The organism is Micromonospora trifolii, from assembly GCF_050516465.1.
GTDB classification, from domain to species: Bacteria; Actinomycetota; Actinomycetes; order Mycobacteriales; family Micromonosporaceae; genus Micromonospora; species Micromonospora trifolii.
The window spans coordinates 2840311-2862060 of the sequence record NZ_CP191526.1; the positions used below are offsets into that span (position 1 = coordinate 2840311).

Annotated in this window: 19 protein-coding genes; 11 read left to right on the top strand and 8 right to left on the bottom strand. The window is 70.6% G+C overall.

Annotated features, from left to right (window positions below; all coding sequences use genetic code 11):
* Positions 1 to 4 precede the first annotated feature (4 nt).
* From ACQRWP_RS13170 to ACQRWP_RS13185, 4 genes are read right to left on the bottom strand one after another with little or no spacing between them, the layout of a single operon-like run.
* Positions 5 to 511, bottom strand: a complete 507-nt coding sequence (locus ACQRWP_RS13170) for a hypothetical protein (protein WP_430502507.1) — start codon at positions 509 to 511, stop codon at positions 5 to 7.
* Entirely contained in the window at positions 508 to 1968 is a 1461-nt protein-coding gene (locus ACQRWP_RS13175) for an ATP-binding protein (RefSeq protein ID WP_430502508.1), read from the bottom strand. The genes ACQRWP_RS13170 and ACQRWP_RS13175 overlap by 4 nt, the downstream gene beginning before the upstream one ends.
* Positions 1965 to 2657, bottom strand: a complete 693-nt coding sequence (locus tag ACQRWP_RS13180; protein WP_430502509.1) for a response regulator — start codon at positions 2655 to 2657, stop codon at positions 1965 to 1967. Before ACQRWP_RS13180 ends, ACQRWP_RS13175 begins: the two co-directional genes overlap by 4 nt.
* A gap of 16 nt (positions 2658 to 2673) precedes the next feature.
* Positions 2674 to 3651: a phosphatase PAP2 family protein gene (locus ACQRWP_RS13185; protein ID WP_430502510.1), complete on the bottom strand. Its 978-nt coding sequence runs from the start codon at positions 3649 to 3651 to the stop codon at positions 2674 to 2676.
* 268 nt (positions 3652 to 3919) lie between these two features.
* Here ACQRWP_RS13185 and ACQRWP_RS13190 point away from each other — a divergent pair, with 268 nt between their 5' ends.
* A complete protein-coding gene (locus tag ACQRWP_RS13190) occupies positions 3920 to 4426 on the top strand; it encodes a winged helix-turn-helix domain-containing protein (protein WP_430502511.1) in 507 nt (168 codons plus the stop codon).
* 72 nt (positions 4427 to 4498) lie between these two features.
* Here the strand turns inward: ACQRWP_RS13190 and ACQRWP_RS13195 are convergent, their stop codons facing one another.
* On the bottom strand, positions 4499 to 8842 hold the full coding sequence (locus ACQRWP_RS13195) for a S8 family serine peptidase (RefSeq protein WP_430502512.1): 4344 nt from the start codon (positions 8840 to 8842) through the stop codon (positions 4499 to 4501).
* A gap of 321 nt (positions 8843 to 9163) precedes the next feature.
* On the opposite strand from ACQRWP_RS13195, the gene ACQRWP_RS13200 reads away from it, so the two are divergent.
* Together ACQRWP_RS13200 and ACQRWP_RS13205 are read left to right on the top strand one after the other, a co-directional pair.
* Positions 9164 to 9688: a winged helix-turn-helix domain-containing protein gene (locus ACQRWP_RS13200; RefSeq protein ID WP_430502513.1), complete on the top strand. Its 525-nt coding sequence runs from the start codon at positions 9164 to 9166 to the stop codon at positions 9686 to 9688.
* A 92-nt stretch (positions 9689 to 9780) separates the two neighbouring features.
* Positions 9781 to 10287, top strand: coding sequence for a VOC family protein (locus tag ACQRWP_RS13205; RefSeq protein ID WP_430502514.1), 507 nt, complete (start codon positions 9781 to 9783; stop codon positions 10285 to 10287).
* A gap of 70 nt (positions 10288 to 10357) precedes the next feature.
* Here the strand turns inward: ACQRWP_RS13205 and ACQRWP_RS13210 are convergent, their stop codons facing one another.
* Positions 10358 to 11248, bottom strand: coding sequence for an AurF N-oxygenase family protein (locus ACQRWP_RS13210; RefSeq protein WP_430502515.1), 891 nt, complete (start codon positions 11246 to 11248; stop codon positions 10358 to 10360).
* A 48-nt stretch (positions 11249 to 11296) separates the two neighbouring features.
* On the opposite strand from ACQRWP_RS13210, the gene ACQRWP_RS13215 reads away from it, so the two are divergent.
* The 8 genes from ACQRWP_RS13215 to ACQRWP_RS13250 all read left to right on the top strand — a co-directional run bounded on the left by ACQRWP_RS13215 (position 11297) and on the right by ACQRWP_RS13250 (position 19658).
* A complete protein-coding gene (locus tag ACQRWP_RS13215) occupies positions 11297 to 12025 on the top strand; it encodes a TetR family transcriptional regulator (RefSeq protein WP_430502516.1) in 729 nt (242 codons plus the stop codon).
* On the top strand, positions 12022 to 12324 hold the full coding sequence (locus ACQRWP_RS13220; RefSeq protein ID WP_430502517.1) for a DUF4873 domain-containing protein: 303 nt from the start codon (positions 12022 to 12024) through the stop codon (positions 12322 to 12324). The genes ACQRWP_RS13215 and ACQRWP_RS13220 overlap by 4 nt, the downstream gene beginning before the upstream one ends.
* On the top strand, positions 12325 to 13818 hold the full coding sequence (locus ACQRWP_RS13225; protein WP_430502518.1) for a flavin-containing monooxygenase: 1494 nt from the start codon (positions 12325 to 12327) through the stop codon (positions 13816 to 13818).
* Positions 13808 to 14680, top strand: a complete 873-nt coding sequence (locus ACQRWP_RS13230; RefSeq protein WP_430502519.1) for an SDR family oxidoreductase — start codon at positions 13808 to 13810, stop codon at positions 14678 to 14680. The genes ACQRWP_RS13225 and ACQRWP_RS13230 overlap by 11 nt, the downstream gene beginning before the upstream one ends.
* Positions 14677 to 15537: an alpha/beta fold hydrolase gene (locus tag ACQRWP_RS13235; protein ID WP_430502520.1), complete on the top strand. Its 861-nt coding sequence runs from the start codon at positions 14677 to 14679 to the stop codon at positions 15535 to 15537. Before ACQRWP_RS13230 ends, ACQRWP_RS13235 begins: the two co-directional genes overlap by 4 nt.
* A gap of 40 nt (positions 15538 to 15577) precedes the next feature.
* Positions 15578 to 16198, top strand: a complete 621-nt coding sequence (locus ACQRWP_RS13240) for a TetR family transcriptional regulator (protein ID WP_430502521.1) — start codon at positions 15578 to 15580, stop codon at positions 16196 to 16198.
* Positions 16199 to 16271: 73 nt separating this feature from the next.
* Entirely contained in the window at positions 16272 to 17852 is a 1581-nt protein-coding gene (locus tag ACQRWP_RS13245) for an MDR family MFS transporter (RefSeq protein WP_430502522.1), read from the top strand.
* 246 nt (positions 17853 to 18098) lie between these two features.
* Entirely contained in the window at positions 18099 to 19658 is a 1560-nt protein-coding gene (locus tag ACQRWP_RS13250) for an OFA family MFS transporter (protein WP_430503197.1), read from the top strand.
* Between the two features lie 86 nt (positions 19659 to 19744).
* Here the strand turns inward: ACQRWP_RS13250 and nrfD are convergent, their stop codons facing one another.
* Together nrfD and ACQRWP_RS13260 are read right to left on the bottom strand one after the other, a co-directional pair.
* Positions 19745 to 20710 (bottom strand): NrfD/PsrC family molybdoenzyme membrane anchor subunit, encoded by a 966-nt coding sequence (gene nrfD / locus ACQRWP_RS13255; RefSeq protein WP_430502523.1) that lies wholly within the window; start codon positions 20708 to 20710, stop codon positions 19745 to 19747.
* Complete coding sequence (locus ACQRWP_RS13260) at positions 20707 to 21750, bottom strand: 4Fe-4S dicluster domain-containing protein (protein ID WP_430502524.1); 1044 nt, start codon at positions 21748 to 21750, stop codon at positions 20707 to 20709. The genes nrfD and ACQRWP_RS13260 overlap by 4 nt, the downstream gene beginning before the upstream one ends.

Below are 21750 nucleotides of genomic sequence, written 5' to 3' on the forward strand. Positions count from 1 at the left end.
CCGGTCAGCTGATCGGGCACCGCTGAGGAGGCCGGGCGCCGTCCGGCCCGACGATGGTGACCGGGGCGGAGCTGTTGGTGAAGCCGGTCTGCGCCGCGGCGTCGGCGACCGTGCAGACGATCTGGTCGACCGCGTTTCCCGACAACGCCCGCGCCGCGGCGTCCGTCCGCACGGTGAGGCCACCGGATTGATCGGCCGCGGACGTCACAGTGACCGGGTCGAGTCCAGCCGGCACCTCACTGGTGAGGCCCTGTCGGCGTTCGTTCTCCTCCGGGCCGGCCGCGAGCAGGGCGAGGATGTTGGCGGGTGCGGAGTCCCCCGTCGCCGGACGTACGACCAGCACGAGTTCGCCCTGCGCGAGCAGGTAGAGCCCGACGCCCTGCGCTGGGCCGCTGACCGCGGGGCGACCGGTGATGACGGCGCTCGGCCGTACCCCACAGCCCGCTGCCAGCAGCGTGCCGAGCAGCAGTCCGCTGGCGAGCAGCGCGCGGCCGGTCCGCCGGCCGGTCACCGGGCACCTCCGGGGTCCGCCGTCTCACGGGGCAGCCGGAGCGTGAAGACCGCGCCGCCCCCGGGGCCGTTGCCGGCGACGAGGGCCCCGCGTCGCTCGCCGTGGCGGTGCAGCCGCGCGTTCTCCCAGGAGATGGCGAGGCCGAGGCCGCTGCCCTCGGAGCGGGTACGCGCGGTGTCGGCCTTGTAGAGGCGGTCGAAGACGTGTGGCAACACCTCCGGGTCCAGCCCTGGCCCCTGGTCGGCCACCTCGATGGTGACCCAGTCCGGGTCGGCGCGCAGGCGCACGGACACCGGCTCGGCACCGTGCCGGAAGGCGTTGGCGACCAGGTTGGCGACGATGACGTCCAGCCGGCGGGGGTCGAGCCGGGCCACCACTCCGGACGGCAGGTCGGCGCGCACCCGGTCGGCCCAGCCGCGGATCCGCAGGGTCGCGGTCACCGCCGCGGCCACGTCCACGTCGTCGAGGGCGAGCCGTGCGGTGCCGGAGTCGAACCTGCTGATCTCGATGAGGTCGTTGACCAGTTGGGTGAGGTTCTGTGTCTCCTGGCCGACCAGCCGGGCGGCCTGGCCGGCGTCCCCGGGCAGATGCTCGGCCTCCTCGTCGAGCACGTCGGTGACCGCCGTCATCGCGGCCAGCGGCGTACGGAGTTCGTGCGAGACGTCGGCCACGAAGCGGCGGGCGTCGGATTCCATCCGCCGCAGCTCACCGACCTGCCGCTCCAGCGTGCCCGCGGTGTCGTTGAAGGTCCGCGCCACGTCTGCCAGCTCGTCGACGCCCCGGACCGTCAGCCGGGTGGACAGGTCGCCCTCACCGAGGCGGCGAGCCGCTCGCCCGAGGTCGCGGACCGGTCGCAGGACTCCGCGGGCGGACAGCAGGGCCAGCAGGACGGCGAGGAGCAGGGACAACCCGCCGGTCAGCCACGCCCTGGTGGCGAGCTTGTCGATGCTCTGCTGTTCGGGCACGAGATTGCGCACCGAGTAGACCTCCAGCCCGGACGGTCGGGACGTGCCGTCGGGTCGGTCGAGCTTCAGTTGGGTGCCGATGAGCAGCGAGGGCTGTCCGCCCAGCGAGACACGCTGCCAGGCGAGGCGACCGTCACGGACCTTCTGCCGCAGCTCGGGGGTGAGCGGGTCGGCGAATTCGGAGCCGCCCTGTGCCCGCATGTCCCGGTAGACGACCACCGCGAAGCTCTCCCGGTCGCTGAGGCGCTGAGCCAACAGTTCGAGCTCGTCCTGGGTCGGTGGGAGCTGGGCTATCGGGTAGACCTTCGTGAGCTGGTCGGTCAGCGACATCACCGCTGCGTCCTGCGCCTGCTGGAGGATGACGGTCCGGGCCTGCACGTAGCTCCCGCTGGCCACGACGGCCGTGGTGGTGATCCCCAGCAGCGCGAACGCCAGGAGTAGCCGGACCCGCAGGCCCGAGACCTGGGCGGCGACCGAGCGCCAGAACGTCACAGCGGGCCGAACCGGTATCCGAAACCACGTACCGTCTGAATGAACACCGGCGCCGACGAATCGGCCTCGATCTTGGCCCGTACCCGCTGGACGCACGCGTCCACGAGTCGCGAGTCGCCGAGATAGCCGTGCTCCCACACGGCCTCCAGCAGCTGCTGGCGGCTGAGCACCTGGCCCGGCGTGTGCGAGAGTTCGAGCAGCAGCCGCAGCTCCGTCGGGGCGAGGCTGACCGGCGTTCCGTCCTTGCTGACCACCAGCGCGGCCCGGTCGATGGTCAACGGGCCGTGCTGCTCCAGGCCGGCCCGGTCGCCGCCGCGCCGCGAGTCGCCACCGGTCCGTCGCAGCACCGCGCGGATGCGCGCCTCGAGCACCCGGGCCTGCACGGGCTTGACCACGTAGTCGTCGGCGCCAGCCTCCAGACCCGCCACCACGTCCATGTCGTCGTTGCGGGCGGTGAGCATGATGATCGGCAGGTCACCGAGCTGCCGAATTCGGCGGCAGACCTCGAACCCGTCCATCCCGGGCAGCATGAGATCGAGGACCACGACATCGGACGGGGTCGTGCGCAGCCACTCCAACCCCTGCTCGCCGGTGCCCACGGCATGCACTGTGTGGCCCTGTCGGGTGAGCGCCAACTGGAGTCCGTCGCGCACCGTCTGGTGGTCTTCGATCAACAGGACCTGGGACATGTCGTCAAGTATCCCATCATGAGATCTTTCGGGTTTCGGTCGTTGGCGGCGGCTGATCGGGGCTCCGCGGGGAGAGCGGCGCCGCGAAATCCGTCGAACGCACCAGGAACACCACCGCTCCCACCAGGAACATCGTCGAGGCGGCCGCGGCCACGATGGCGATCAGCAGGCCGCGCTGCACCGACGCGGCCAGACCGGGCACAACCACCAGCAGCGCCCAGACCAGCACGACCAGCCCGACTGCCGCCTCGGCCAGCCTGCGCCAGAGGTTGCCGCCGTCCGAACCGCCGGTCGTGTCGCGGTCGTTGGGCCAGGCCGCCAACGCGGCCGCGGCCAGGCAGAACAGTGTCACCCCCAGCAGTACGCCACCGAGCACGTCGCTGAACCGGTGCCAGCCCGCGATCATCGTGGCGGAGGCGATCACCGAGACACCTGCCGCGCCCGGCGCCGCCAGCCAGCGCCGGGCCCACCCCGGCAGGACCAGCATGAACGCCAGCAGCAGGGCGGTCGCCGCCGCGACATGACCGCTGGGGAAGCTGTTGTGGGTGGTGGAGCTCTCGATCTGCAGATCCGGGCGGGGCAGCTCCGACTTCACCGCGCCGGCCAGCAGAACCGCGCTGACGACCATGCCAACACCGACGACCCCCGCCACCAGCCGCCGGCGGAGCACACCCACCAGCAGCACCACGCCGAGCAGGGCCGCGATGAGGCTCGGGCTGCCGAAGGTGGCCAGCACGGTCTTGGCCGGGCCCACCAGCACGGTCTGCTGCTCGTACCCTCCGCCCCGCTCGGCGCGCGGCAGGAGCACCCCGTCCAGCCACTGACCCGGGTACGTCCGCACGAAGACGGCGGCGGTGAGGGCCAGGGCGACCAGACCGCACAGCGCCGCCGCGAGCAGTCGAAGCCCCAGCGGCACCGCCGCGCGGGCGTGGGGCAGCGGTCGCGCCGGACCGGGCGTCGACCGCCCGACGGAGTACAACGATCCGATGGACATGGCGACCATGCTCGCCCCGGCAGGTCCGTACCCCGTACTCGGATTGTCTTGGTTCTGTCACAACCACCCCCACCGCTTCCGGAAAGCGGATCGTCGGCGGTGGGCCGGGTGGACCTGGCCGGCGCAGCGGGATTCACATGCTTACATGCAACTATGTTTTACCCAGCCGAGATCAGCCACCACTAGGGTCAGGACGCCGATCGATGTTTCGGTCGGCGGTGCGAAAAATCCATCCGGAGTGAGTTGGGGAACCGGAAGGTGTTGGCAAATGCAGGGAATTCAAGTCGCCAGCCTGGTCATCGGCATCGCATCCTCGCCGGCCGAGCGGCGACATCTGGCCCGGCTGCTCGGCGGCAGTGACGCCTTCCTGATCGTCTCGACCGTCGACCAGGCACGAGAGTTCCTCGGGGTGGTCGAGGCGCCTGCCGTTCCGGCTCCCCCGACCAGGGCGGCGCTCGCCGAGGTGGTGCCGAGCCCTCAGCCACCGCCACCGGATCTGGCCGTCGACTCCGACCGCCGGGTGCTGCGCTGGCGCGACCAGGAGATCGACCTGACCCGGTTGGAGCACGACGTCCTGCTCTGCCTGGTGCACGCGCCCGGGCAGGTCTGGACCTACGAGCGCCTGCACCTTGAGGTCTGGGGCAACCGGCACCTCGGCCGGGGCTCCGACATTCACTCGGTGGTCCGCCGGGTGCGCGGCAAGCTCGCCAGGCTCAACGCCGCGGCGACGATCCACTCGGTACGCGGCGTCGGCTTCCGGCTCGCCCCCGTCTGATCACCCCGGACGTGGTCCGGCCGCCTGGTCGCAGACCAGGCGGGCCGGATTTCTTCGGCTAGTGCTCAGGCGTCAGCACTTGATGGGCGCCAACCCGAAGTTCTCCACTGTCGGAGTGGCGGTGTCGATCCTGGTCTGACGGGTCTGCGGCTTCCAGCCGTCCTTGGCCACGATCATCGTGAGCGGGTTGTTGCGGCGGTCCACCCAGTAGGCGTACTTGCCCTCGGCGTCGGTGGCGAAGGTGTACGACGCCGCCCACGAGTCGACCTGCACGACCGCGCCGGCGAGCGGCGAGGTCGCACCCTGGCAGCTGGTACCGGTGACCGTACCCATGAGCTTGCCCCAGGTCTTCGGGGGGTTCGCGGTCATGGTCACCGCGACCGGCGCCACCGAGTACGGGGTGTTCTCGGAGATCGCGACCGCGCCGGAGTAGGTGCCCGGCTGGTCCACGTTCGCCGTCAGACCGACGGTGACCGTGACCTTCGCGCCCGGTGCGAGGGTGACCGCCGACTTGTCGATGGTCATCCAGCTGACGTCGGCAGCCGACTCGGAGCATCCCTCGAAGCCCGGGAGCACCTCGCTCTCCGCAGCCGCGTTGAAGCTGCCGGACGAGCCGCCGATCTTGTAGAAGCCGCACGCCGCGCCGCCGCGGTACCGCGCGGTGTTGGCGTTGGGCAGGTTGGACCACGAACCGGCGGCCGGGTCGAAGGCGAAGCCGGCGTTGCTGATGGCCCCACCCTGCGAACCACCGACGACGAGGAGCTTGCCGCTGGCGACCGCGTACGAGCTGGCCCAGTTGTCGGCCGGCGCGTCGGCGATGGCGGTCCACGTGTTGGCACCCGGGTCGAAGGCGTAGCTGGACTTCTGCGCGGCGGAACCGTCGTTGCCGCCGGTGCAGTAGAGGACGCCGTCGATCCCGCCGCAGGAGGCGAAGGCCACCGACTTCGGGTAGTTGGCCATCGTCTCCCAGGTGTCACTGGTCGGGTCGTAGCGGACGACGCTGTTCGACATCGGCAGACAGGCCGCCGTCGTGCAGCCACCGACCGCGTACAGCTTGCCGTCGACGACGGCCTGACCGGCCGCGGCCCGCGGCGCCGGGTTGTCGGCCAGCTCCGTCCAGGTGTTGGCCCCCGGGTCGTACGACCAGGTGGCGGAGTCCGGGCCCGCGTCGGCCCAGCCACCGGTGACAATGATCTTGCCGTTCACCACGCCCGCGGTCACTGCGTTACGCGCGCCGGGGAGGTCGGCGATCGCCGTCCAGGTCTGCGCGGCCGGGTCGTAGGCGTAGTTCTTGGTGGTGGAGGCCTCACCGTCGCCGCCACCGAGCGAGTACACCTTGCCGTCCAGGTTCACCACCCGGTTGTCCATGATCGTGGCCGGGTAGTTGGCGATGTCGGTCCACGGCGCCGCCTGCGGGCCGGCCGCCGCGGCAGCCGCCTTGGCCTCCTTGCCGGACGCCTTGGCGGCGAACGACGTCGGTGCGGTGAGCCGCTGCTCCGGCGCGCCGCTGGACCCGAGCACCTGCTGCCGGGTGACCTTGGAGCCGTCCGCCCGCAGGAGTTCGAACCCGTTGTCCCGCTCACCGAACTTGACCTCGACCGGCGCGCCGCCGGTGTTCGTCACCGTGAAGGACCTGCTGGCCTTGCCGTTGGGCATCTGGAGCGTCGCGCTCAGCTGCGTCGGCGTCACCGCCAGTCGACCGGCCGCGAGCTGGAAGTTCGCGGTGGTCGCCCAATCGGCCTCGACGTCGACCTGCTTGGTCTGGCTGACGTAGTTGCCGGCGGTCGCGGTGAACGGGTGCTCGCCGGTGAGCGACGAGTAGATCCAGTAGAAGCCGTCGGCCAGTCCCGGGTCGTCCGGGGTCGCCACGGTGACGGCCTTCTCGGCGGGCCGGTCCTTGCTGGTGACGGTCGCGCCGTTGACGTAGCTGTCGTCGTTCTTGTCGCGGACGTTGCCGACGACCAGACCGCCGTCGACCGGCACGCAGGTGACCTGGCTGCCGATCAGGACGTTGTCGACCTCCCACCACCACTCGTACGAGGCGTCGTAGTAGTGGAACCGAACCTGCACCTGCGCCTGGCCGGCGGCCTGCGGGATCGGAATCTCGGTCAGCTTCGGTCCCCGGACGTCGGTCTCCTGCCGGAGCACGTTGGTCCAGGTGGCACCGCCGTCGATGCTCAGGTCCACGTCGGCGGTGTCGTCGTTGAGCTGGTTGAAGTCCTGGTTGAACCGGATGACCGGGGCCGTGACGCTGGTCAGGTTGACCACCGGGCTGACCAGGGAGGTGTCCTGGCTGGTGCCCGCGCCGTAGGCGTCGCTGTCGACCATCGCGAAGTTGCCGGTGCCGCCGGTCAGGTTGCCCCGGTCGCCGTCGTCGGTGAACTTCCAGACCTGACCGCTGCCCGCGTTGTCCACGACGGTCCAGCCGGCCGGCGTGGTCGTGGCATCGAAGGTCTCGTACTCACCGTCGGAGCCGGTCGTGTATCCGGGCGCGGTGGTGCAGACGGTGCTGTCCACCGGCACGGCGACGTTGGCGGTGGTGTTGCCCGAGCCGACCACGACCTCCTTGGTGACGGTCTGGTAGCCCGGGTACTGCGGCTCGTACTTCAGGGTGTAGGTCTGCCCGGCCGGCAGCTTGATGCTGTAGCGGCCGTTCGACGGGGTGGTGTAGTCGTAGACGCCGGACACACCGGTCACGGTCACCTTCGCGTACAGCGGCCAGCCGTGGCCGGAGCCGTCGGTGACCGCTCCGGTGACGTTGACGCTCGGCACCGCCGTGAGGGCGACGTTGAGCGTCGTGGTCGCGCCCTTGGCGATCGTTGCCGTCCTGGTGGTGCTGGCGTAGCCGAATGCCGCGATGGCGACCTGGTAGTCGCCGGTGGGGAGCTGGGTGGAGAACTTGCCGTCGGCACCGGTGGTCAGCTCACGCTCGGACGCGCCGGTGAGCGTCAGGGTCGCGCCGGCGATCGGGGCGCCGGAGGTCGCGTCGGTGACAGTGCCGGCCAGCGTGCCGATGTCGCCGGTCGGGGCGGCGTTGAGCAACGCGAGGGCGTCCAGTCGGCCTTCGCCGTAGACGTTGTTGTCGGCGGCGGTGCCGCCACACTGGTCGTCGGCCTTGTCGATCGCCGCGCCGTTGAGCAGCGCGCGGGTCGCGTTGACGTCACCGACCAGCGACGGCGCCGCCGAGTACAGCAGCGCGATCGCGCCCGCGAGGTGCGGTGCGGCCATCGAGGTGCCGCTGATGCTGCCGTAGGCGCTGCCCGGGATGCTCGACCGGACGTTCACGCCCGGCGCCGAGATGTTGGGCTTGATCTCGCCGTTCTGGCCGGCGCCGCGGGAGGAGAAGCCGGCGACGTTGTTGTTGACGTCGTACGCGCCGGTCGAGTAGTTGCTGACGAGGCTGCCCGGCGAGCCACTGGTCTGGCAGGCCGGTCCGCTGTTGCCGTTGGACCAGGTGCCGAAGATCCCGGACGCGGTCCAGGCGTTCGTCACGTCCTCCATGAACGGCTCGTTGGACGGGTCCCGGGTGCCCCACGAGTTGTTGATGATGTTCGGTCGCTTGCTCGCGTCCGCGTTCTGACCGTTGAGGTCCAGCGGTTCGAGCATCCACTGACCGGATTCGACCAGAGCGGCGTCACTGGGGCAGCAACCGTTCGCCGCGATCCACTTGACCCCGGGGGCGACACCGATCTGGTTCGCGCCGTCGGAGCCGGCCATGGTGCCCATCGTGTGCGTACCGTGGCCGTCGCCGTCGCACGGGGCGGTGGCGCAGGCCCCGGTGCCGTTGGCGGCGTTGAACCAGTTGTAGTTGTGGTCGAACGTCCCGTCGCCGTTGTTGCCCCGGTAGGAGTTCACCAGCGCCGGGTGGTTGAACTGCACCCCGGTGTCGATGTTCGCGATGGTGATGCCCTCGCCCTTGACGCCGTACTGGGACCAGACGTCGTCGGCGTTGATGTTGGCGATGCCCCACTCCAGGGCGTTCACGGTCTTCTCGTCGGTGCCCTTGGTCGTCTCCGGCACCTTGTACGCGACCGGCGCGTAGAGGCCCTCGACCTCCGAGTGCCCGGCGAACTTCTGGGCCATCGCCAGCGAACCGCTGTTCACCTTGATGGCGTTGGTGGCCCAGAAGGTCTGGTACTTGGTGCCCGAGCTGTCGAGGTCGGTTCGGATCTTGCCCTGGCTCGCGGCGGCGGTCTTGCGCAGCGCGTCCGCCACCGCCGTGCCACGCTTCGACCAGTCCTTGATGGCGCTGGCCTTGCTCAGGTCCGCCCGGTCCTTGAACCGGATCCAGAAGTCCCCTTCACTCTTGGCCTGGAGCTGCTTGGCGAGCTCCGGTCGGATCTTGTCCCCGGTCGGGGCGCCCGCCCCCATCGCACCGCCCGGCGCGGCCTGCGCGCCCGAGCTGATAGTGGCCAAGCATGTCGCGGCGAGGATCGTCGCCGCGCCGGCGCTCACCAGTGATCTGGCTGCGCGCCGCCATTGTGGACGTCTGAACATCGGTGCTGCCTCCCTCAGAACGACCCAGGGTGTAGTGGGCCATGGTGGACCTCCCCCATGCACCGCGCGGGTCACGCCGGTTGCCCGAGTGGACACTATGATCGAGAAGAACGGACGATCAAGAACTTGCCGTGAGCAACTTGTCGCTAAGAGTTGCCCTGGCTGGCGGCACGCTTGCCAATCATTGTCAGTACCGTGACGAGAGCTGGGCAGGGATGCCCATCGATCCCGGGTGGTGCGGTGGCCGAGGACGAGGCAACGGTGAACAGGGGTGATCCGGCCGACGAGCCGTTCCCACTGCTGATCGCGGTGACCCCGTCGCCGGCCGAGCGCATCCGGCTCGCGGAGCTCCTCGACGGCATCGCACCGCTGCTGCTGGTCGCCGACCTCGACGAGCTGCGCCGGCTGATCGCTGCCCCGCAGCAGGTGGCCGCCCCGTCCGAACCGGCCCCGGTCGCCGCCCTGGTGATCGACTCGGCCCGCTCCAGCGCCCGCTGCGGGGAACGTGAGATCGACCTCACCCGCCTGGAACACGACCTGCTGACCTGCCTGATCACCGAGCCGGCCCGGGTCTGGAGCTACGCCGAGCTGCACCGGTCGGTCTGGGGTGACGAGGGGCGCGAACGCAAGGCGGACGTGCAGTCGCTGGTCAAGCGGCTGCGCCGCAAGCTGCACGCCCTGGGTACCTGGGCCACCATCGATGTCGTCCGTGGTGTGGGGCTGCGGCTGACCGATCACCAGCAGGCGCGGGTCGAACGGGCCTGACAGCGACGTCGCATGAACTGATCTCGCCCGGGGTACGCCAGGAAGATCAGCATCAACACAGGCGACGAAGAGCGCTGGTAAGGAGAGTCAGGATGGCATTCCCCAATCCCTCAACCGTGTCCATCGGGCTGAAGAAGGCCGCGCACGTCGGGATCGCGGTGAGTGACCTCGACCGCTCGGTCGCGTTCTACCAGGCCCTGCTCGGCGCAGAACCGGTCGTTCGGGACGAAAGCATGCACGGCGCCGGGTTCGCGCAGTCACAGGGCTTGCCGACGACGAAGCTGCGGTACGCCACGTTCAACCTCGACAACCTCGGGATCGACCTGATCCAGTTCCAGGAGCCGGTCGGCGACGCCGCCCAGGTGGCGGCCAACCGGCCGGGCTCGATGCACCTGTGCTTCCACGTGGACGACGTGCGCGCGGTCTACGACCGGATGAGCGAGGCCGGGTTCGAGTTCCTCGGGCAGCCGTACACGTTCGCGTCCGGCGAGGTGGAGCCGTCGGCGGCGGTCGGCACCGAGGTCGCGTACTTCAACGACCCGGACGGGACGAATCTGGAGATCATCGCGCCGAAGGGTGGCTTCGCCCGCAGCGAGTGAGCCCACACGGGCGGCGTGGGGCCTGGCCGGAGACGGCCCGCCCCATGCCGCTCCACTGAGGGACGACGGGTCAGATCAGCCCGGCCCGGGCCCACAACAGACGCCCCGGTCCAGCCACCAGTCCAACGTCCGCCAGGTTGGCGTGCACCCGCGCCGCCGACCAGCGGAGGGTGGCACGCCAGTGCGGGTTGGCGCGGGCAGCGGCACGACCGACCGCCGGCGGAATGCCCACCGCCGCGTACGCGTCGGGATGGACCAGGCGGTTGGCGATCGTGTAGGCGGCGCGACCGACCAACAGTCGGGCGTACGCCATGCCCAGCGGGCCGGTGGCCGCGACCGCGGCGGCCAGTTCCTCGCGGGCGAAGCGGACATGCCGCGACTCCTCCACCACGTGGATGCGGGAGACCATCCGGATGAGCGGCTGGAGCGACTCGTCCGCCATGATCTCGCGCTGGAACGCGTCGAGGATCTCCTCCGCGATGAGGATCGCGGCGTACATCCGAGGGCCGCTGGCGGTGGCCTTGAGAAAGCGCCCGAGGTGGTGGTCGACGGTGCTCGCCCGGTAGACCGGACAGCCCATCGCCTCGATCAGCCGGCCGAACATGATGGAGTGCCGGCACTCGTCGGCGACCTCGGTCAACGCGTACTGGGCCTGCCGGCTGGTCGGGTCGGAGCGGTAGTACTCCCGGATCAGCATCTGCATGAGGATCGTCTCGAACCACAGCCCGGCGCTGGCCGCGCTGGCCACCTCGTGCTTGGTCAGCTCGACGCGCTGCTCCTCGCTGAGCTGCTCCCACAGTGGCGTGCCGTACAGGCTGCTGCGCTGTGGCGGGAGCCAGTAGGCGCCGGGGGTGTGCGGGGCGTCCCAGTCGATCTCGATGGTGGGGTCGTAGCTGGTCCGCAGTGAGGACGTGAGTAGTCGCTCGGCGACCGCCGCACGCTCGGTTTCCGCCGTCTCCATGGCTCCTCCATATTGACGTGACGACCAGTAACTGTTACGAGTAGTAGCATGCAATCGCCGCTCACCGATGTCAATGCGTCCGACCCGCCGGCCACACCCCCCGACGGCAGCCCGAAGGCGAAGGGCAACGGCCGCCGAGACCGCTGGGCAGACCATCGTGAGCAACGAAGGCAGGAGTTGGTCGGTGCCGCCGTGCAGGCGCTGCTGCGGCACGGGCCGGAGGTCGACATGGAACAGGTGGCGGCCGCCGCGGGGGTCAGCAAACCGGTTCTGTACCGCTACTTCGCCGACAAGTCGCAGCTCTGGGTCGCGGTCAGCGAGGTGGTGGCGGCCCGGATGGTCGACACCATCGCGCCCGCCGTCGAACAGGTCCGCGAGGAACGTGGCCTGGTCGAAGCGACGATCGACGCCTACCTGGGCGTGATCGAGTCGGAGCCGAGGCTCTACCGGTTCCTGATGCACCAGTCCGGCGACCCCGGCATCCACCAGGTGATCGCCGGCACCAGCCGGCAGGTGGCCGCCGGGCTCGCCCGGGTGATCGGCGACCGGCTACGCACACTGGGCCTGGACGCCGGTCCCGCCGAGCCCTGGGCGTACGGCCTGGTGGGCTTCGTGCAGGCGGTCGGCGACTGGTGGACCACGCACGGCCAGCCGATCAGTCGGGCCGCCCTCACCGACTACCTGACCGCTCTGTTGTGGAACGGCATCGAGGGCGTACGGGCCAGCGCCGACCTGCCGCACGAGCTCACCCGCGCCCACGAGCGGATCGTGCCGTGAGTTACCACGGCCCGGCGGGTGTCGAGGGCACCCCGGTCCGGGTGCACCTCAGCGGGCGGTGGGAGCCGGTCGACGGCCGCTTCCACTGGAGTGGACGGATCGAGCCCGAGCCACGGGTGGCCCACCTGCTGCGCTCCGGCCGGCGCGACGTCGAGTTACGCATCGCCGACCGCGTCCGGGCGGCCCGACTGGCCGAGGTCGATCCGTGGGGCGGCGTACGAATCACCGGCGTGGGCGACGCGCCCTGGCCGCCGCCCCCGGCCGACCCGACTTCCGCGCCCGAGCCCACGGAGGAGTGAATGGAGACAGACGTTGCCATCATCGGCGCCGGCTTCGGTGGCCTGGGCGCCGCCATCCGCCTACAGCGGGCCGGCTTCACCGACTTTCTCGTCTTCGACCGGGGTGCGGACGTCGGCGGCACCTGGCGTGACAACAGCTACCCGGGCTGTGCCTGCGATGTCCCGTCGCACCTCTACTCGTTCTCCTTCGCCCCCAACCCCCGCTGGTCGAACACGTTCTCCAGCCAGCCGGAGATCTGGGACTACCTGCGCGGCTGCGTCGACCGCTTCGGGATACGCCCGAGGTTGCGGTTGCGCCACGAGCTACGGGAGGCGAGGTGGGACGAGCAGCGCCAACGCTGGCTGTTGCGCACCTCCGGCGGCGACCACAGCGCCCGGGTCCTGATCTGTGCCACCGGCCCGCTCAGCGACCCGGCCATCCCCGACCTGCCCGGGATCGACGAGTTCGCCGGCCCGGTGTTCCACTCCGCCCGTTGGCAGCACGACCACGACCTGACCGGCAAGCGCGTCGCGGTGATCGGCACCGGCGCCTCGGCCGTCCAGTTCGTGCCCCAGATCCAGCCGACGGTCGAGAAGCTGACGCTCTTCCAGCGCACCCCCGCCTGGATCATGCCGAGGTTGTCGCGCCGGATCAGCGCTGTCGAGCAGGCCGCGTTCCGCACCGTGCCCGGCGCGCAGCGGGCCGCCCGGGCAGGGCTCTATCTGGTACGCGAGAGCATGGGCCTGGGCTTCCTGCACCCGGCGGTCAACCGCCTCGCCTCGCGCCTGTCCCTGCGTACGCTGCGGCGTCAGGTTCCCGACCCGCACCTGCGGGACAAGCTCACCCCCCGATACGCGATGGGTTGCAAGCGGGTGCTGATCTCCAACGACTACTGGCCGTCGCTCACCCGACCGAACGTCGACGTGGTCACCGTCGGCATCGCCCGGATCGTGCCGGATGGCCTCGTCACCGACGACGACGTCCACCACCGGGCGGACACGATCATCCTCGGGACCGGCTTCCACGTCACCGACTCCCCCGTCGTACGACGCATCCAGGGCCGGGGCGGGCGCAGCCTGGGCGATGCATGGACCCCGAGCATGCGCGCGTACCGGGGCACGACCATCGCCGGCTTCCCCAACCTGTTCTTCCTGCTCGGCCCGAACACCGGGCTCGGACACACCTCGGTGGTGCTGATGATCGAGGCGCAGCTGCATCTGGTGCTCGCGGCCCTGCGTCACATGCGGGCCAGGGGCATCCAGGCCATCGAGCCCACCGCGCAGGCGCAACGACGTTGGACCGAGCGGGTCGACCGGAAGATGGCCGGCACCGTCTGGCAGACCGGATGTTCGAGCTGGTACCTCGACGCGACAGGCCGGAACACCACCATCTGGCCGGGCTTCGCCACCAGCTTCCGCATGCGGCTGCGCCGGTTCCGGCCGGCCGACTACCAGGTCGCCTCGACCGGCGGCACCCCCAACGAAGCGGAGCGGGAGCACGCCGATGCGGTATGACCTGGCGGGCAAGGTCCTGCTCGTCACCGGCGCGGCGCGCGGCATCGGGGCGCAGCTGGCCCGCGAGGCCGTCGCCCGCGGGGCCCGGGTCGCCCTCGTCGGTCTGGAAGGCGATCTGCTCAAGCAGCTCAGCGCCGACCTCGACGCGCACTGGTACGAGTGTGACGTCACCGACCAGGCGGCGTTGGACGCCGCGGTGGCCTCCACTGTGGACCGCTTCGGTGGCATCGACGTTGTCGTGGCCAACGCGGGCATCGCGAACCTGGGCACCGTCGCCGTGGGGCCGGTCGACGCGCTGGTCCGTACCGTCGAGGTGAACCTCTGCGGCGCGATCCGCACGGTCAGCGCGGCGCTGCCTCACGTCACCGCCGCCCGTGGTCACGTCCTGATCGTCTCGTCAGCCGCCGCTTTCACGGCGATGCCCGGCATGGCCGCCTACTGCGCGTCCAAGGCGGGTGTGGAGCAGTTCGCCAACGTGCTGCGCCTGGAGATTCGCCCGCGCGGCGTCACCGTCGGCACTGCGCATCCGATCTGGATCGACACCGACCTGGTCCGCGACATCCGCGACGACCTGGCATCGTTCCGCACCGCGCTGCGCCGGTTGCCGTGGCCGCTGTCCACCGTCGTACCCGTCGAGCAGTGCGTCGAGGCCCTGCTCCGCGGCATCGAGCGCCGCAAGCGCAAGGTGTACGTGCCACGGTCGCTCGCCCTGGTGCAGGCGCTGCGGCCGGTGGTGCTCAGCGGCCTCTCGGACGCGTTGATCACCCGCTTCGGCGGCCAGACCATGGTCGGCCAGATGGAAGACGAGGTACGCCAGCTCGGGCGTTCCTTCGGCAGGACGTCGGTGGGAGAGCGGTCATGAGCATTCATTTCCGACGTGCGGGCAGCGGAGAGCCGCTCGTGCTCATCCACGGCATCGGTCACCGTCACCAGGCATGGGAGCCGGTGTTCGACCGGCTCACCGCCCACCACGAGGTGATCGCGCTCGACCTGCCCGGCTTCGGGAACTCCCCGGTACCCGGCACCGGCATGCCCGCCGACATGGCCGCCACCGTGGCCGGGGTCCTGCCGGCGCTGACCGAGTGGGGGCTGGAGCGTCCGCACGTCGCCGGCTACAGCCTCGGTGGGGCGATCGCCCTGGAGCTTGCCGCCACCGGGACGGTCGCCTCAGCCACCGCCTTCTCCCCCGCCGGATTCTTCACCCCGGCGGAGCGCCGCCGGGCGCTGGCCATCCTCCGGATGCTGCGGGCCAACTCGTACCTGCCCACCACGATCATGCGGGTCGCGCTGCGCTCGGCGTACCTACGGGCATTGTGCTTCGCGCCGCTGATGGCCCGCCCGACGCTGCTGGATGTCGAGCGCGCGCTGGGCGACGCGCTCGCCCTGCGACGCGGGCTCGGCTTCAACGCCGTGGCCCGAGCCGCCCGCGACTATCGCTTCGACTGCCTTCGGCTGTCCGACGCGACGGTGCCGGTGACCATCGGCTGGGGGGACTGCGACCGGATCTTCGGCGTCCACCAGGCCGAGCGCGCCCGGGCGGGCCTGCCGGCGGCACGGGTGGTGACGCTGCCCCGTTGCGGGCACGTGCCGATGAGCGACGACCCGGACCTGGTCGCCGCGCTCATCCTGGAGACCACCGGTGCCGTGCCCCGCATCGAACGACCGGATCCGTCGGTTTCCGTCCAGCGTCGCGGTCAGGAAAATCACTTCACTGTCTAAAAACTTGCAGGCCGTGCAAGTTCGCTCCTAATCTCGCCGCGTGACCGACACCGACCAAGCTGCGCCCGGGCGTCGCGACCGCAAGAAGGCACAGACGCGGGCCGCGCTGACCGCCGCCGCGCTACGGCTGGTCGCCGAACGCGGCCTGGAGCACGTCACGGTGGAGGAGATCAGCGAGGCCGCCGACGTCTCCTCCCGGACCTTCTTCAACTACTTCACCTGCAAGGACGAGGCCCTCACCGACGATCCGGCGCTCGACGGCAACCCAGTCGTGGCGCGCCTGGCAGCCGCCCCGGCGCAGGTGTCGGCGTTGCAGGCCGTGCGGGTCGCCCTCGACGAGTCGATCGACTCGATCCAGGCCGACCGGGAGTTGTGGCGGCTGCGACTGACTGTCATCACCCAGAACCCCGCGCTGCTGCCCCGGCTGGTGGCTGGCAACAGCGCGACCGAGCAGGCCATGGTCGCGGTCGTCGCCACCCGCCTCGGCGTCGGCCTCGACCACGGCCACCCGCCGCTGGTCGTCGCTGTCACCGGTGCCGCGTTCCGCACCGCGATGCTGCGCTGGGCCGCCGACGACGACGCCCGACCCCTGCACGACTTCGTCGACGAGGCGTTCGCCGCGATCGCCGCCGGCCTGCCGGATCCGCCGCCCCCCTCCTGACCCGCAGGTCCCCGCCCCGCCGCATCAGCTCTGGGGCCAGCCATCCCGCCACACACCCGACAAGGGAGCGTCAATGACCACCACCGTCCCGCCCGCCGACACGGCCGACGTCGGCACGCGCATGTCGCGTCGGGAGGTTCTCCAGGCCCTTTCCGGCCTGATGGTCGGCATGTTCGTGTCCATCCTCGCCTCCACTGTGGTGGCGAACGCGCTGCCGCGGATCATCGCGGATCTGGACGGCAGCCAGACCGTCTACACCTGGATCGTCACCAGCGAACTGCTCGCCATGACGGCGACGGTGCCGCTGTGGGGCAAGATGGCCGACCTGTACAGCAAGAAGCTGCTGATCCAGTTGTCGCTGGGACTGTTCGTGGTGGGTTCGCTCATCGCGGGCTTGACGCCGAACGTCGAGGTTCTGCTGCTCAGCCGGGTCGTCCAGGGCATCGGCGCCGGCGGCATGACGGCGCTGGCCACGATCGTCATGGCGGCGATGATCCCGCCGCGTGAGCTGGGCCGCTACGCCGGCATCTTCGGCGCGGTCTTCGGTGTGGGCACCATCGCCGGTCCGCTCATCGGCGGCCTGCTCGTCGACACGTCGTGGCTGGGCTGGCGGTGGTGCTTCCTGATCGGCGTCCCGTTCAGCGTCATCTCCATCGCCCTGCTCCAGCGCACCCTGCACCTGCCGGTCGTCCGTCGCAAGGCAAAGATCGACTGGCTGGGCGCCCTGCTCATCACCTCGGGCGTCTCCACGCTGCTGATCTGGTCGTCCCTGGCCGGCAACAAGTTCGACTGGGCCTCCGGCTGGACGGCCCTGATGGTCATCGGCGGTCTGGTTCTGCTGGCGCTGGCCGTGGTCGTCGAGTCGCGGGCGGCGGAGCCGATCGTCCCGCTGGGCATCTTCCGCAACCGCACGGTCTCCCTGGCCACGATCGCCAGCGTGCTGGTCGGTGTCGCGATGTTCGGCGGCACCGTCTTCCTGTCCCAGTACTTCCAGATCTCGCTGGGCAAGTCGCCCACCGTCGCGGGCCTGATGAGTCTTCCGATGATCTTCGGTCTTCTCGTCTCGTCGACGGTGGCCGGCCAGCTCATCACGAAGTACGGCCGGTGGAAGGCGTACCTGGTGGCCGGCGCGGCGGTGATGACCGTCGGAATGCTGCTGCTGGGCACCATCGATGCCGACACCAGCGTCGTCGTGCTGTCGATCTACATGGCCGTGCTGGGCGTCGGCGTCGGCATGCTCATGCAGAACCTCGTGCTCGCCGCGCAGAACGACGTGCCGGCCCACGAGCTCGGTGCCACCACCTCCGTGCTGACGTTCTTCCGCAGCATGGGCGGCGCGATCGGAGTCAGCGCCCTCGGCGCGGTCCTGGCAAGTCGGGTGACCTCGCTGACGACCGACCGGCTCGGCCCGGCGGCGACCGCCGGCGGTGGCTCCGCCGAGGTGCCCGACCTGTCCACCCTGCCCGAGCCGGTGCTGCGCATCGTGCAGGACGTGTACGGCATCGCCACCGCGGACCTCTTCCTGGTCGGCGCGCCGATCGCGCTGCTCGCGCTGATCGTCGTGCTGTTCATCAAGGAGAAGCCGCTGCACACCCTCAGCGGGGACGAACGACGCGCCCAGGAGGAGGCGGCCGCAAAGGTCGCGATTCACTGAGCTGTACGACAGCAGAGCGGGGGCGGGCCGGTTGGCCCGCCCCCGTCCTGTGCCACCTGCCGCCGCGTTTCTCGGTAACGACATGGCGCGAACCCCTTGCCACGTAACGTGAGATTGAGCCGGTCAACGGCTGACGCCAGACGTGCGCCGGGCCGCCACTGCGGCGGCGCCGCTCGGCCGCCTGCCGGGTCGGACAGCTCGGCAACGTCGCGGCCTACTCAGCCGCAGGAGGTGTGGACGATGCCCATGCTGTCGGTCTTCGATCCCCGGCACACTGTCGCTCCCCCGGGATACAGCCGCTGGCTCATCCCGACCGCGGCACTGGCCGTGCACGTTTGCATCGGCCAGGTCTACGCGACGAGCGTCTACAAGAACTCCCTCATCGCGCACTTCGACGTCAGCCAGACGGCAATCGGGGCGATCTTCAGTATCGCCATCGTCATGCTGGGTTCGTCGGCGGCGGTGGGTGGCCGTTGGGTGGAGCGCAACGGGCCGCGCCGGGCGATGTTCGTCTCCGCGTGCTTCTGGGCCGTCGGGTTCCTGGTCGGCGCGCTCGGCATCGCGACCCAACAACTCTGGCTCCTCTACCTCGGATACGGCGTCATCGGCGGCATCGGGCTCGGCATCGGTTACATCTCGCCCGTCTCGACCCTGATCAAGTGGTTCCCGGACCGCCCCGGCCTCGCCACCGGACTGGCCATCATGGGGTTCGGCGGCGGCGCCCTGGTCGCCGGCCCGCTCGCGCGCCAACTGCTCTCCCTCTACGACTCCGGCTACAACCCCAACAACCCGGCCGCCGTGGCGTCGGGTAATGCCCTCGTGGCGCTCTTCGTCACGTTCGGCATCGGGTATTTCGTGATCATGATGTTCGGCCCGTTCAACGTCCGGGTTCCGGCGCCGGACTGGCGGCCCGCCGGGTTCGACCCCGCGAGCGTCGCCGCCCGACCTCTGGTGACGACGGCGAGCGTGTCCGCGTCGAACGCGGTGCGTACCCGGTCGTTCTGGTTGCTGTGGATCGTGCTGTTCTGCAACGTCACCGCGGGCATCGGCATCCTGGAGCAGGCAAGCCCGATGATCCAGGACTTCTTCCGGGACAACGGGACCGCCACCACGGTCTCGGTGACCGCGGCGGCCGGTTTCGTGGGCGTGCTGTCGCTGTTCAACATGGCTGGGCGGTTCGTCTGGTCGACAACATCCGACCTCATCGGCCGAAAGCCCATCTACATGGTCTACCTCGGCGTCGGCATGGTGCTGTACCTGCTGCTCGCCGTGGCCGGCCACTCCGCGACCGCGGTCTTCGTGCTGATCGCCGCCGCGATCATCTCCTTCTACGGCGGTGGCTTCGCCACCATGCCCGCCTACCTGCGTGACCTGTTCGGCACCTTCCAGGTCGGGGCCATCCACGGCCGGATCCTCACCGCCTGGTCGGCTGCGGGTGTCGCCGGCCCGCTGATCGTCAACGGGATCCTCGACACGCAGGGAAAGCCCGGCACCCTCACCGCGGCGGCGTACCGGCCCGCGCTGTTCACCATGGTCGGCATCCTCGCCATCGGGTTCATCGCGAACCTGCTGGTCCGTTCCGTGCCCGAGCGGTTCCACGAACCGAACCGAGGGCCGACCTCGCCCGTGGCGAAGGCCACCGTCACCGAGCCGGTCGCTCTCGGGCGGGAAAGCCAGCCGCCCGCGCCGCCGCGCGTCGGTAGCCAGACCGGGCGGCTCTGGTTGTCGTGGCTGCTGGTAGCGGCGCTCCTCGGGTACGGCATCGTCCAGACCGCCATCACCGCCGCGAAGCTGTTCACCGGCTGACGCGCGGCGGCCCGTCGCGGCCAGACCTCTTGCATCGCAACGGAAGGCGCCCCCTCGAAGGGGCGCCTTCCGTTTCGTCGACCCGCTCAGAGCCGGGTCGTCGCCCGCCTCTCGTCGAGCCGCTCCCGTTGTGGCACGACCGTGTACTTCGGATCGCGTGCCGACACTCTTCCCGCCTCGAAGACGCCGAACCGGGTGGCGACCGACGAGGCCACGAGGGCGGCGCCGGAGATCGCCGACAGGACCCGGCTGCGTCGGCTGACCAGCGCGGTGGCGGTGCCCACGGCGAGCAGGGCGCGTCCCGCCTTCACCAGCCGGCCGCTGCGTCCGTGCGTGTAGGGCTCGCTGGTGAGGCCCTGCCGCTCCAGCCGGTGCCCCCCGCCCAACTCGATGGCCGCGGCGGCCAGGACGAGTCGTCGCAGTGGGGCGGTCTCCGCGGCCGGTGCCGCGACCAGGCCCACCCCGGACGCGGCGGCGAGCGCGCTGCCGGCGAAGACGAACGGCAACGACGGGTAGGCGTCGTGCCAGGACGGCACGGCCGTGTCGGCGAGCAGCACCCCGGTGTACGTCGCCAGCGCCGGCGCGGTCGCCGCAGCGGCCAGGCCGGCGACGTTGCCGATGGGCGGTGCGATCCGACGGGCGAGGCCGAGCACACCGTGCTGCGGGAGCAGCGGCGCGAGCTCGGCGACCGCGGCCACACCGGCCAGCGGGCCGAACGCGGCGAGGATCCAGGTGCCGACCGACATCGGCGAGGTCACCTTCGCCACCCGGAGCATGTGATGGAACCGGGCCGGTCGGCCGAGGTCGTGGACCAGCAGGTACGTGCTGGCGGCGACGCCGCCGAGGGCCGTCCAACGGCCCACCTTGCGCAGCCCGGGTCGTCCGGTCAGTTGGGCGCCCGCGCCGATCAGCGCACTTCCGGCGGCGAGGCCGCCGGTGAACAGGTAGCCGGCGATGTCGTACTTCCACACCGGCGGCTTCAGCACCGGCCGTCCGTAGTAGGAGGCGAAGTCGGCCGGCGGCACCGTGAGCTGCTCGCCACCGCGGGTCATCGCCGCCTGCCCAGGAACGCGACCGCCGTGGCGACCGCCATCGTCATCGCCGCCAGGCCTGCGCGCTTCCACATGGCCGGCAGGTCGCGGGTGGTCACAATCGGGTCCGGTGGCAGTCCGTACACCTCCGGCTCGTCGAGCAGCAGGAAGAACGCACCATCACCACCGACGCCGTCGTTCGGATCGTGCCCGTACAACCGCGCCTCCGGCATTCCCCGCTCATGCAGCTTCGCCACCCGCGCGGCGGCCCGCTCCCGCAACTCGTCCAGAGCCCCGTACTGGATCGACTCCGTCGGACACGCCTGCGCACACGCCGGGGTCATGCCCACACCCAACCGGTCGTAGCACAACGTGCACTTCCACGCCCGACCATCATCCTTGCGCTGATCGATGACGCCGTACGGGCAGGCGGAGATGCAGTAACCGCAGCCGTTGCAGATGTCCTCCTGCACCACCACGGTGCCGAACTCCGTCCGGAACAGGGAACCTGTCGGGCAGACATCCAGGCAGGCCGCGTGGGTGCAGTGCTTGCACACATCCGACATCATCAACCAGCGAAAATCCGTCCGCCCCTCCGCGCCCGAGCCCCTCCCCGGCGGCTGCGCACCCGGCATCCCCAGAAACTCCGGCCCGCCCGACATGCGGGCCGCCGCGGCAGGCGAGCCGGTGGGCAGGCCGGGGTACGTGCCGGTGTCGGTGCTGGTACGCGCGCCGGCCGCCGCCGTCACCGGGCTGATCGCCGGCCCGTCCGGGTCCCCCGCGAACGCCGGAGTTGCCCAGCCGGCCGAGCGGGGCTGCTCCACGAACGCGACGTGCCGCCACGAGTTCGCGGTCAGCGCGCCGGTGTTGTCGTACGACATGCCCAGCAGGTCCAGGCCGCTCTCCGGGACGCCGTTCCACTCCTTGCAGGCCACCTCGCACGCCTTGCAGCCGATGCAGACGCTGGTGTCGGTGAAGAACCCCATCCTCGGCGGCGCGTTCTCGTAGCCGGCGTCCGGTGCGGGGTCCAGTGGCCCGTACAGGGCATTGGTGTGGGGCAT